The following is a 12495-nucleotide window of genomic DNA, read 5'->3' as shown; positions in this document are numbered from 1 at the left end:
TTGATCATTATTTCGTTACTTCTTCTTTTAAGCCATTTAAGAATTCTTCAAATGAAACTGTTTCTGAGTCTTTTGAGCCGTAACGACGAACGTTAACGCCTCCTGCTTCTACCTCTTTATCACCAATAACTAGCATATACGGAATCTTTTTCATTTGTGCTTCACGGATTTTATAGCCTAGCTTTTCTTCGCGGTCATCCATTTCTACACGGATACCTGCTGCCATAAGCTGCTCTTCGATTTGTTTTGCGTAATCGTAGTGTACAGCATTTGATACAGGGATAATTTCCACTTGTACTGGTGCTAACCAAGTTGGGAATGCACCTTTGTATTCTTCGATTAAGAATGCTACGAAGCGTTCCATTGTTGACACGACACCACGGTGAATAACTACTGGGCGTTGTGGCTGGCCGTCTTCACCGATGTAAGAAAGGTCAAAGCGCTGTGGTAATAAGAAGTCAAGCTGTGCTGTTGATAAAGTTTCTTCTTTACCAATTGCTGTTTTTACTTGAACGTCTAATTTTGGACCGTAGAACGCTGCCTCGTCTTCTGCCTCAAAGTAATCTAAGCCTAGCTCATCCATTGTTTCTTTTAACATCGCTTGTGCTGTTTCCCACATTTCATCGTCATCGAAGTATTTCTCTTTATTGTTTGGATCACGATAAGATAGACGGAATGAATAGTCGTTAATATCGAAGTCTTTATATACTTCTAAAATTAATTCCACTACTTTTTTAAATTCTGCTTTAATTTGGTCAGGACGTACGAAAATATGAGCATCATTTAAAGTCATCCCACGCACACGCTGTAAACCAGATACCGCGCCACTCATTTCATAACGGTGCATTGTACCAAGCTCTGCAATACGAATCGGTAAATGACGATATGAGTGTAAACCATTTTTAAATACCATCATATGGTGTGGACAGTTCATCGGACGTAACACTAATGTTTCATTATCCATTTCCATTGGTGGGAACATGCCGTCCTGATAGTGACCCCAGTGACCTGAAGTTTCGTATAGCTTTTTCGAGCCAAGAACTGGTGTATAAACGTGTTTATAGCCTAATGCGATTTCTTTATCAACGATGTAGCGTTCAATTGTACGGCGAATTGTTGCACCGTTCGGTAACCATAATGGTAAGCCTTGCCCTACAGTTTGAGAAGTCATGAATAAATCTAACTCTTTACCGATTTTACGGTGGTCACGCTCTTTTGCTTCTTCAAGCATTTGAATATGGTGCTTTAACTCATCTTTTGTAAAGAATGCTGTTCCGTAAATACGCTGTAGCATTTTATTATCTGAGTTTCCGCGCCAGTAAGCACCCGCAAGTGACAATAGCTTGAATTCCTTCAATTTACCTGTTGATGGTACATGAATACCGCGGCAAAGGTCAAAGAAATCACCTTGATAGTAAATAGATACTTGCTTATCTGCTGGAATTGCTTCAAGTAGCTCTAATTTATATTCATCGCCAATTGCTTCATAAATTTTTTGCGCTTCGTCACGCGAAACATTTTTGCGCTCAATTTCAATATTTTCAGCGATAATTTTGCGCATTTCTTTTTCGATTGCAGGTAAATCTTCCGCTGTAATCGGTGTTGGTGAATCGATATCGTAGTAGAAACCTGAATCGATTACAGGGCCGATGCCTAGCTTTGCGTCTGGGTATAAACGCTTCACCGCTTGTGCTGTTAAATGCGCTGTTGAGTGGCGTAAAATTTCTAACGCTTCTGGAGATTCTGGTGTAATAATTTCGATTGCTGCATCCGCTTCAATCGCTGTTTTTAAATCAACTAATTGACCGTTAACTTTACCAGCTAACGCTTTTTTACGTAAACCTGGGCTAATTGATTGTGCAACTTCCTCTGTCGATGTTCCTACTGCAAATTCCTTTACAGCACCATCTGGGAAAGTTAATTTCATCATTTCTGACATGTTTATGTCCTCCTTTAAAATAGTTTCGGGTAAACACAAAAAAGCGCCATCCCGATAAAGGGACGACGCGTATGCTCGTGGTTCCACCCTTCTTCCTTCCGAGAATATTCTCGAACGAAGCTCTAGGTCAGTTAACGTACTGATCAACGTTGACGGATTATCCCCGCCACTGCTCCAAGGTAGTAAAGTATGTGCCGTTCTTAGGAAGCTCCCAGCCTAGGCCTCCCTCTCTAAAAGTCGTTACACAAACCTCTTATCCTTTTCTATGCTTTGAATTATATATGAGCACAGTATACGCTGAATCGCAAGAAAATGCAACTGCTATCGGCGTAAATTTTCTCCTTCTACTTTCATTATAGAAGTTGTTGCTTTGATACGTTCCATTAAGCGGCGTGCTTTTACTTCCTCTATTTCTCCACGCTGCGAGTGAGCTAAATGATGCTCTAATTCCTCATAATTAAAATTCGAAGATATAAATGTTGGTAGTTGCTCGCTCATGCGATAATGTAAAATCGTCCCTAAAATTTCATCACGAGCCCATTGAGAAATAGCCTCTGCGCCTATATCATCTAGCATTAATACTGGCGCTCTTTTCACAAAATCAACCTTACTTTCCAGTGTGTGGTCGGCAATCGCTGCCTTCAGTTCACGTAAAAACTCTGGCACATAAACGAGTACAGATTTTACTTTTAGCTTTGCTAATTCATTCGCAATTGCTCCTAAAATAAATGATTTTCCAACACCAAACTGCCCGTATAAATATAAGCCTCTATGTGGCAATTCACCTGTTGTACGATACATATCAATAAACTGGACAATTTGCTGGACAATATCAAGTCGTGATCGATTACCATCGATTGCAATATCCTCAAATGTTGCCTGTAGCACTTCTTTCGGCATATGCATAGAAGATACCATCGAAGCAATTTCCTTGCGTTCGTCCTCCAGTATTTTTTGCTCGCAACGCTCATAAGTAATATCGATGCGTCCATTTGTTATTAGTAACTTTGGAATAAAGCCTTGTAAATAGTTTGTACACTGAGCAGTCGTTCCACATTTACAGCAAACGGTTGATTGACTAATATATTCGTGCAGCTTCAGCAAGCTACGCTCAATCGTTTGGTTATCAATTTCCCCTGCATTTTGTTCAATAAATTGTTGCACTTGCTCATGTTGTAATATTGTTTGGCGCATCGCCTCATATCGTTCTTGAAAAGATGGGACATTGACAACACGCTTTAATGAATCCTTAATCGGTTCCATCGCTCTTCACCTTCCCATCATAATTGCGTAATTGCTGTAATAGTTTGTTGTACTCAGCGTCAAAATCAATTGTTTCTTTTTGCTCTTGTTTGACAGGCTCTTCTTCTTGCTTTTTATGAAACCAGTCAGGCACAACTTCGACTTTAGTGCCCTTGCTAACAAGTGCTTTTTGCTCAGCGCCTTTAACATGCTTTTGCGCCTGCTCCACCGTTTGAATTTGCTGACGGCGCCATGAGTCCGCCACGCTATTTATATATTTCTCAGGTAGCGCCCCGTCCGTTTTAGCTAATACATACTCCAATAAGAAATTGACAACAGCAGGCACCATGCCATAGCGTGTTATTAAATTTTCCGCAGCCTTAATGGTATATTGGAACGGCTCTTGTCCATTGTTTAGCTGCTTAATAAACTCATATGGCGTCTTCTTTTCGTATTTCTCTTCCACTTTTCCAAAAACATAGTCCTTTGGATAAAATTGCGATAAATTATCCTGTGAAATTGTCGCAACGGTCGCTTTTTGATTTTGCTGTTGGAAATAATTCAAAGCATCCTTTGCCAGCACAATATTTTGTATTTGGGCATTGGCTGCTAATGCATCAATATACTTTTTATTAATACGCCCTGCTTGCGTAATCACATGTTCAAACATCGCATTGACAACACCTACTGTCATACCAGACAAAACGTAGTTTTCAGCCATTTCAACAACATAAGGCAACGGCTCCTCACCGTTTTTCAATGCCTTTAAAAACTCATATGGTATTGTTTCATCATAACGAGGTAACCAATTTGTTAAATCCTGCTGCTTTGCTTTGAAGGCAAGAGGTGTATCCAATGTAATTTTATGCTGTGCTACTTCCTGCTGCTCCACTAAATGAATCGCATCTGCCGCACTTTTCAAATTATGCGCCATCCAATTGCTTGCAATCGCTTGAATATAGTTTTTTGTTAACTTGCCATTCGTTTCTCGCATCGCATATTCCATCAAATAATTAACAACACCAATTGGCATTTTTTGCGTTAAAACAAGCTGCTCTACTGTTTCTACAATAAAGCGTACAGGCTCCTTGCCACGATAAAGCTGCTTTAAAAATTCATACGGTGTTGTACGATCGTAAATAAGTGCTTGTGGAGAGAAGGCAAATTCACCGAGCGCATCTTGCCCAATTTTGTATGGCGTTGAACCTCGTTGTGCTAAAAATTGTACCGCCTGCTCTGCGGTTTGAATATTTTGCTGCTGCATTTCAGCTGCGACGGATTCAACAAATTTTTCAGGTAGCTTGCCATTTGTCTGCTTCCATACATGCTCGACAATTACATTTGTGACACCTTGTGCAATATCATAAAGAGTCATTAAGCTTTCGGCCGTTTTCAATTGATTTTTAAACGGCTCCCTGCCCTTTGTTAATATTTTCAGGAATTCATACGGCGTTGATAGCTCATAATCCTTCATTGCATCTGGAATTTGATTAGATGCAGGATGCTCTGTTTTTTGAATTGTTGGCATCGCTTTCCCATTGCGCTTATCGTGCTCTTCCTTGGCAATTTGCATTGCATCCTCCGCTGTTTTTGCTCCGTTTCTCACCAAAGTATCCATAATGCTGTGCATTAAATTGATATTATAATCTAAACGACCATCGGACATTGCGATATATTGAATCAATGTATTAATGACACCGTAGGAAATACCTCTATTTAAAAAATCGTTGAAAAGCCGAACTGTTACATCTGTAGGAGAAACGCCATGCAAATCCTCATATACTTCAATAGGAGATGTCGTATTTAAATAATGAATATGCTCATTTCTCGTATTTTTATTTTCCTTAGACTCAGGTTTTTCCGATGTAATATCATAGCGTTTTAGTAGCTTATATTTATTTTGATTGTGACCGCTTAGCTGATAATGGTCTGCTGCTTTTTTTTCAATCGTCGCCGCCTTTAAAGTTTGTTCATCCGTTAATGACTGCATCACAATGCTTTGCATATCTAACGGTGAAAAATTGTAGAGAAACGCAACTTTAGCAATTGTTTGTTTAATTTCTACAGTAAAAAGCTTATGTGGAATAAGCGCTTGGCTAATGCCGTCGAAAAATAGTTTAAAATCAAACAAGTTGTAATCAAACGCATAGCCGTTTGTTGATATTTCACTCGCCTGCTCTGAATAAAGTTGTTCGATATTTTGCAGCTCTTTTTCCGTTACATTTAAAAATACATCATTAAAGCCACGTGTCACCTCGTTATAGCCATGTAGCTTTTGCTCTTTTGACACGAGCGTGTTATGCAAATGCTCAAACGCCTTCTTATCAATTTTCCTCATTAATGATACAGATAAAATTGGATCTGCAAAAAAAGATTTAGCATCTAGTGGCTGCTTTAAACGATAAATATAATGTGTTGCATCATTTTCTACCTTACAAAATGTTTGTAGCAAGCCAATTGCTTCTAACGTTATCCTTGCTTGGAAAAGCCGTTTTATCGAAAAATCTAAGCAATCGAGTAAATAATGATGATGAAAGGCTATATGTTCATTAGATGCTTCTACCGATAATTTCAAATATAAAGCAACCGCATCGACGCCAATAATCGGCTGATAGCAAAGCTGCAAAATTTTTTGATTGACTACATTAAATTCGTGAGGGCATTGAACTTCACAAATATCATACGGATGTAATTGATTCATAAAGGTCATCTTAACCCTCCTTACATAGCATTACTTCGTATTTCCTTGCTTATTTTGCAATTGTTTTAATTCTTGAATAAATGCATCGATATCACAAAATCTGCGATAAACAGAGGCAAAACGTACATACGCCACTTCATCTAACTTCATTAAGCGATCCATCACCATTTCCCCAACATCCTCTGAGCGAACTTCTGATTGACCTAAACGACGCAAATCTTTTTCAATTGCAATTACAAGCTCCTCCAGTTCTTCAAGAGCTACTGGTCGTTTTTCACATGCTCGTATTAATCCGCGCAAAATCTTTTCACGGCTAAACTCCTCACGCGCACCTTCTTTTTTTACGACAACAAGTGGTGTTTCCTCCATTTTTTCAAACGTCGTAAAACGAAACGAGCATTTTTCACACTCACGTCTTCTTCTTATTTCTTTATTATCATCTACAGGTCTTGAATCAACAACACGTGTATCTTTATATTGACAAGCTGGACATCTCATACAAATTTCTCCTGATTCATTTCAATTTACTAGTTATTATATTATATCAAAAATAGTGACACGATATTGATTATATTATAACACACAAAAAAGAATAAGCTGTCGGGAAAGTAGGTTTACACCTTCCTTTCCTAACAGCTCTTTTCAATACTTTTTACTCCCACCAATGTTTAAGTTCTGTGAAACCTACATCCCACAGCTTCATATTTCCTGTGATGGAAATTGTCATTTTTTCTGAATCGTAAAATAGAGGTAGCTCGTATGGTGTTTCGAATGCACCATCTCCCTTTAAATCATCTGCCCTTACTTGAAATCTATTCTCCCCATCTACCATAATGGTTAAATCTCCTTGAAATTCCTCATTATTCGGAATACCCATATTGAAAAAGAGTATAAGTTCCTTTTTTCCCTTTGTCGTAAACGTATAAGTTCCTTTATCACGATATAAATTAAATTGTGGTTTGATGTTCTGACCTTCCACAATGAATGTTGGTAAATCGTTTGTTAGCGGCTTAGTTCCTGTTGTTTCTTCAATCATATGTAATGGTTGAACGGAGCTTACTCGCTCTTTCCAGATTTCTGAAAACGTGATAATGCCTACGAACAGTAACAAAGTCACCCAACTAGCAGTAATGAGTTTTTTGAAAGTAATCGTTGGTGTGAAGGCAGTTTTGTAGATAATATACCCAATGGTTGCACCTATCGTATTTGAAATCACATCATTGATATCAAAGCTTCCTAAACGTGTTAAAGCTTGTAATGTTTCTAATGCAAAAATAATGACTAGAAACATGCTAATAAATTTTTTATACGTAAAGCGGTATAGTAAAGGCAATAGAATGCCAAAAGGGATAAAGGCTGCTATATTGCCAAAATCGTATATCCACCCAAAGGAAAGCCTAGGAAAATCCAATGGACCAACTATTGGACCAAATTCAAATACATATCCCTCATAATCGCCCCCTTGTAAACGATTAAAACCTAAGAACATGAAGTATAAAATCAAGACTGTATATAGTATTGTTATAATGACTAAATGTCGTTTTTTCATATTTTTCTCCTTTTTAATTAATAAATCTACGCGGAAAAAATCAATCGAAAATGCCCATTTTTCGATTGATTAAGGTGTGATTTTATTTTTCTGGCTGAATATACGGAACCATTGGCACAGTTACCCCTACGGAAGCCGACCTTACAAATTCCTTGCCCTCTAATGCAGCAAAATTTTTCGTTTGCCCTGTCAACATAACACCTAAAACGGGTACATCTTTGAAGGCTTTCCCATTGTTGATCTTCAAAAATGTTTGAATCACTTCATTATTTTGTTTAATATCAGCTTGGGCTAAATCCTTGTTTTGACTAATGTCGTATTTGGCTAAATCCTTCATAAAGTCCTCATATATTTTTTCTGACCCGATTCCCCCCGCAAATCCATAAACAGGAACTCCAGCAGGGTCTGTATCTTCATCTTGCACCAGTGATGTCATATAAAACCATTCGATATTCAAATTTTCAGGAATCATTTTTGTGATTTCTTCCGTAGTATATGGTTTGTCAAACGAAATAGCTATTTCTGCAACATAATTTTCCATTGAACGAACAGCTGCCAAATCATTCGGAATAGCTGTAAAATATTTTTTCGTATCAGGATGAACAAAAGTGGCTACTTTATTTTTCGTTTGTTTATCATATACATAGTAAGATTTATCTGATAAATAAAAACTCGGTACAAACTCATTGTAATTTAGATTTAAACTTTCCCAGCCATAGGTATTCGTCAATGTGCTCCAAGGTACAACATAACCATTCACATTCTTTGAGCGATTCGTTACAACTGTTCCACCAAATATAGAGCGTTGGCTAACTTGTGAGCTAATTTGAATATTCGGTTCAGAAATCGCATGTCTTAAAGTTATCTCGTCCTGTAGCTTAATTGAGCTTTTCCCAGCATAAACGTCACCTATCCTATATATAAGCACCCATGACACAAGTAAAACGATAAACACTGTTGCTACTATCAATATTAAATTTCTAAGCTTTGCTTTTTTTATTGCTTTTTGCAATGATTCTTCCACTACTATCCCTCCACATTTTGACACTGAATGCTTTTTCGCGCACGATATAATTTTTGCTTCACACTATCTGATTGAATATGTAAAATTTGTGCAATTTCCTCATAAGTCAAATCATAATAATACTTCAACAAAAAAATTTCTCGATATTCTTGTTTCGTATCTTTCAATAAATAGGTAATTTCATCCTTATGATTAATTACATCAAACGCATTATTTGCATGCTGTAGCTTTACATAAATTTCTTCAGTTAATGAAGCCGTCTGCTCGTCTTTTTTACGTTTTAAATCAATATATTCGTTCAACGCTACTCGAAAAAACCACGGACGAAGGTTACTTTCATTTAATGTACCGAGCAGCATATACACTTTATAAATCGTATTTTGAATAATATCCTCTGCATCCTCTTTTTTCGCTCTTTTTGACAATAAAAGCTTATACACTTCCTCCCCTAAATGCATCAAATAGGAGGCAAGCTCATCTTCTTTTTTCATTTCTTATCCTCCCTACACATATACAACGAATCAGCAATCAAAAATGTATACAGTAAAAAAATTTTTTTATTTAATCGTTTATAATAGGTGAATCTAACGTATGTATTTACTCCCATGGAGAAGGTGTTTTGTATTTGTACCTTTGACATTGCTTTCTGTAAAAAATATGTTGTTATTATTATTGCTGACAAATTGCTTTCGTAACACAAAAAATTTTCTACATTTAGATAAAAACGCAAATAAGCTACCTGCCCTCCGAATTAATCGGTTGGCAAGTAGCCTATAGTTTGTCTCACAACACTTGATTCATCTGCTCATGTACCAACAACAACAGGTCCCATACCGCGTGGCACGACGACCGCTTCGCGCATTTTCGCGCCGAGTGCTTCCGCAATGTAATTTGCTGCTACTGTTGGATCCAAATCACCGCACGTATACACATCTATGCTAGCATAGCCATGCTCCGGAAAGCTGTGTATCGTTAAATGCGATTCAGAAATAATTACTACTCCGCTTACTCCTTGAGGTGCAAATTTATGAAAAGTTACTTCACGTACTTCTGCCCCTGATCGTAAAGCTGCATCAACAAAAGTTTGCTCAATAAATTGAACATTGTTTAACTTCTCTAAATCGCAATCCCAAAGCTCAGCAATAACATGACGTCCCATCGTTCTCATGGTTCGCTTCCCCCTTTGACATAATATTTTAAAATGTGCAAAGTTGACTACCACGGGGGAAAGTTAGTCCAAAGAGGTCCTAACCCTTTAAGTAGTCATGTGATACAAATGATGTATACACATGTGTGATTATAAGATGTTTTCATAGTAGTTGCAAGTGTTAAAATAGGGACTACGAGAAAAGCCGAATTTTCTGTAGCCCCTTTATTATATTATGCGTTCACCGTTGCTAATGCATTGGCTACTTTCTTTGCTAAATCAACAACGCGTGCTGAGTAGCCCCATTCGTTATCGTACCAAGCAAGTACTTTCACTTTACGGTCATCCATTACCATTGTTGTTAAACCATCTACTGTTGAAGAATATGTTGTTGTATTGTAATCAGATGATACTAATGGTTCCATTGAAATATTTAAAATACCTTTCATTGGACCTTCTGCCGCTGCTTTAAATGCTGCGTTTACTTCTTCCACAGTTACATCTTTTTGTAAATCCACTACTAAGTCTACTAATGAAACGTTTGGTGTTGGTACACGTAAAGCCATACCATGTAATTTACCTTTTAATTCAGGTAGCACTAGTGCTAACGCTTTCGCAGCACCTGTTGATGTTGGAATAATTGATGATCCACAGTTACGTGCACGGCGTAAGTCTTTGTGCGGGTTATCTAAGTTATTTTGATCGTTCGTGTAAGCATGAACTGTCGTCATTAAACCGTTTTCAATTCCGAACGTATCATTTAATACTTTTGCCACTGGTGCTAAACAGTTTGTTGTACAAGAAGCGTTTGAAATAACATCGTGTTTTTCAATGTCTAATAATTCATCATTTACACCTAATACAACTGTAATATCTTCATTTTTACCTGGTGCTGTTAAAATTACTTTTTTCGCACCTGCTTCTAAATGCATAGCTGCTTTATCGCGGTCATTGAATTTACCTGTTGCTTCAATTACGATATCTACGCCCATTGCCTTCCAAGGTAATAATTTAGGGTCACGTTCTGAAACAATCGCTACACGCTTACCGTTAACGATTAATGCGTCTTCCGCCGTTTCAACAGTGCCTTCGAATGGACCGTGATTTGTGTCATACTTAATTAAATGAGCTAATGTTTCGGCTGGGTAGCTAGCATTAATAGCTACTAAATTTAACTCCTCCTGAACGATAGCTTGGCGGAATACCATGCGTCCGATACGACCAAATCCATTAATTGCGATAGAAACTGACATATAAAAAAGCCTCCTGTAAATAGGTTATCATTTTATTTATTATACTCGTCAATTAGTATAACACATTATTCGAAAAGGTGAATGTATTTTATGTTGATTTTAAAAGTTCTTATTTTCTGATAACTGAAACTGCCGATAAAACGCTTTCATATCAACATTTCTCCAATTACGCACTTTATTTAGTATAACCTATTTCAAAAAAATCTTTTTAAAAAGTTACAAATTTCTCGTAGTCATTCGTCTAATATTGTAAGAGAGGTGAAAAACTTGGATTTTGAAGCAATTTATGAGGAGCATTTCCATACGGTATACAAATACATATATTTAATGGTTTCACATACGCAATTAGCCGAGGACTTAACACAGGAAACATTTGTAAGGGTTTTAAAAGGAAATTTTCGCAACGAGGCACATATTAAAACATTTGTCCGACAAATTGCTCGCAATCTGATCATTGATTACTACCGTAAAAAAGCGCTTATACAGTGGCTCCCCTTCCAAAAGAAGCATGAGCAAAATGAATTTACATATGTGCCACATGATTGGATTGTCCAAAGTGAAGAACGCAAGGAGCTGTATGAGGCTCTACAGCAACTCAAGCCATTGCAACGAGAAGTGCTTATTTTTCGTAAAATCGAGGAGCTATCCATCGAAGAAACATGCCTTATTACAGGCTTATCTACAACAAAAATTGCAAATACCCAGCGCAGTGCTATGAAAAAGCTGCAACAACTATTAGGAGGTGAATGGCATGAATCGCCTTGAACGACAGCTACAGCAATTAAATCATTTCCCAGAAAATGAACAGCTCAAAGCACAAATGAAACAATCGCTTGCACAGCAACCCTCAAAAAAGCAATTTACTTGGAAAATACCTACAATCATTATGGCCATGTGCGGCATTTTTATATTTTTAATGATGACAAACCCTGAGCGCCCGGCACAAAATGCCAGCACATATTCTGCTATGATTTATACGTACTTTAGTGGTGAGGAGGGGAGCTTTAAAGCAAGAACCTCTACTTTATATACACGAATACAAACCTGGGAATCTGAGGAGCTAATTCAATTTTTCCAGCAAATTAATACCCTACCCGTTGTTAATGACGGTAAGCTTGGCTCATATATAGTGGATGTTATTTTTGTTGAAAATGGGAAACAAAGAAAATTCCAACTATCTGATACAGATATTTATGATGTGGATGAAAAGGTTTATTATCGTGAAAATCGCGAGCTATATGGGGATGTATTTAATCAATTGTATTCACCAAAAAGGATGGGGGCCTTACCTATTTTCATCCTTATCACAGTTTTAACAAACTTGATGTCTATATATTATTATAAAAAACACAAGATTGATCATAAAGTGATTTACCCAAAATCCATTAGCGTTCATATCCTTGTCACACTATTCGCCAGTCTAGTTTTGGCAACACTTTTTTATATTATTGCTATTGGGCCTTTTTACATCCCAATTGCTGTTATTCCCATTGTAACTGCTGCTTATCTCCAATGGCGCTATATTAAGTACCGGGCTCCATCATTAAATATTTTACGGTTTGAGTTAGCCAGAATACTACTTTCATTCGGTTCCATGATTGGCATACTATTTTTATTTTAACAAAAAAAGATGTAGGGGA

General features: G+C 37.3%; 11 protein-coding genes. 2 read left to right on the top strand and 9 right to left on the bottom strand.

Annotated elements, in window-relative coordinates; genetic code table 11:
* Positions 1–7 precede the first annotated feature (7 nt).
* From thrS to TY13_RS09305, 9 genes are all read right to left on the bottom strand, one after another.
* Positions 8–1939 (bottom strand): threonine--tRNA ligase, encoded by a 1932-nt coding sequence (thrS, locus tag TY13_RS09345; protein WP_042474755.1) that lies wholly within the window; start codon positions 1937–1939, stop codon positions 8–10.
* A gap of 321 nt (positions 1940–2260) precedes the next feature.
* Positions 2261–3202, bottom strand: a complete 942-nt coding sequence (gene dnaI / locus TY13_RS09340; RefSeq protein ID WP_042474753.1) for a primosomal protein DnaI — start codon at positions 3200–3202, stop codon at positions 2261–2263.
* Positions 3189–5891: a DnaD domain protein gene (locus TY13_RS09335; protein WP_042474751.1), complete on the bottom strand. Its 2703-nt coding sequence runs from the start codon at positions 5889–5891 to the stop codon at positions 3189–3191. The genes dnaI and TY13_RS09335 overlap by 14 nt, the downstream gene beginning before the upstream one ends.
* Positions 5892–5912: 21 nt before the next feature.
* Complete coding sequence (gene nrdR, locus TY13_RS09330; protein ID WP_042474749.1) at positions 5913–6380, bottom strand: transcriptional regulator NrdR; 468 nt, start codon at positions 6378–6380, stop codon at positions 5913–5915.
* 154 nt (positions 6381–6534) lie between these two features.
* Positions 6535–7431, bottom strand: coding sequence for a VanZ family protein (locus tag TY13_RS09325; protein WP_052344284.1), 897 nt, complete (start codon positions 7429–7431; stop codon positions 6535–6537).
* An 82-nt stretch (positions 7432–7513) separates the two neighbouring features.
* A complete protein-coding gene (locus tag TY13_RS09320; RefSeq protein WP_042474742.1) occupies positions 7514–8455 on the bottom strand; it encodes an anti sigma factor C-terminal domain-containing protein in 942 nt (313 codons plus the stop codon).
* A gap of 2 nt (positions 8456–8457) precedes the next feature.
* A complete protein-coding gene (locus TY13_RS09315; RefSeq protein WP_042474739.1) occupies positions 8458–8946 on the bottom strand; it encodes an RNA polymerase sigma factor in 489 nt (162 codons plus the stop codon).
* Between the two features lie 314 nt (positions 8947–9260).
* Positions 9261–9623 carry an adenosylmethionine decarboxylase gene (speD, locus tag TY13_RS09310; RefSeq protein ID WP_042474736.1) on the bottom strand — a complete coding sequence of 121 codons (363 nt, stop codon included), beginning with the start codon at positions 9621–9623 and terminating at the stop codon, positions 9261–9263.
* 212 nt (positions 9624–9835) lie between these two features.
* On the bottom strand, positions 9836–10855 hold the full coding sequence (locus tag TY13_RS09305; RefSeq protein ID WP_042474733.1) for a glyceraldehyde-3-phosphate dehydrogenase: 1020 nt from the start codon (positions 10853–10855) through the stop codon (positions 9836–9838).
* Positions 10856–11113: 258 nt separating this feature from the next.
* Between TY13_RS09305 and TY13_RS09300 the strand changes: the two genes are divergently transcribed.
* On the top strand, positions 11114–11620 hold the full coding sequence (locus TY13_RS09300; RefSeq protein ID WP_230199414.1) for an RNA polymerase sigma factor: 507 nt from the start codon (positions 11114–11116) through the stop codon (positions 11618–11620).
* Positions 11607–12476, top strand: coding sequence for a hypothetical protein (locus TY13_RS09295; protein WP_042474730.1), 870 nt, complete (start codon positions 11607–11609; stop codon positions 12474–12476). The genes TY13_RS09300 and TY13_RS09295 overlap by 14 nt, the downstream gene beginning before the upstream one ends.
* The last annotated feature ends 19 nt before the right edge of the window (positions 12477–12495 follow it).

The organism is Bacillus ndiopicus (genome assembly GCF_000612805.1).
GTDB classification, from domain to species: Bacteria; Bacillota; Bacilli; order Bacillales_A; family Planococcaceae; genus Metasolibacillus; species Metasolibacillus ndiopicus.
Note: the sequence above shows the minus strand (reverse complement) of the source record. Positions and strands in the feature narration are given on the sequence as shown.

Bases quoted from the DNA above. Each gene is read 5' to 3' on its own strand.
- TY13_RS09335 (WP_042474751.1), bottom strand. From the start codon at position 5,891: ATGACCTTTATGAATCAATTACATCCGTATGATATTTGTGAAGTTCAA.
- TY13_RS09325 (WP_052344284.1), bottom strand. From the start codon at position 7,431: ATGAAAAAACGACATTTAGTCATTATAACAATACTATATACAGTCTTG.
- TY13_RS09315 (WP_042474739.1), bottom strand. From the start codon at position 8,946: ATGAAAAAAGAAGATGAGCTTGCCTCCTATTTGATGCATTTAGGGGAG.
- TY13_RS09295 (WP_042474730.1), top strand. From the start codon at position 11,607: ATGAATCGCCTTGAACGACAGCTACAGCAATTAAATCATTTCCCAGAA.
- thrS (WP_042474755.1), bottom strand. From the start codon at position 1,939: ATGTCAGAAATGATGAAATTAACTTTCCCAGATGGTGCTGTAAAGGAA.
- nrdR (WP_042474749.1), bottom strand. From the start codon at position 6,380: ATGAGATGTCCAGCTTGTCAATATAAAGATACACGTGTTGTTGATTCA.
- speD (WP_042474736.1), bottom strand. From the start codon at position 9,623: ATGAGAACGATGGGACGTCATGTTATTGCTGAGCTTTGGGATTGCGAT.
- dnaI (WP_042474753.1), bottom strand. From the start codon at position 3,202: ATGGAACCGATTAAGGATTCATTAAAGCGTGTTGTCAATGTCCCATCT.
- TY13_RS09305 (WP_042474733.1), bottom strand. From the start codon at position 10,855: ATGTCAGTTTCTATCGCAATTAATGGATTTGGTCGTATCGGACGCATG.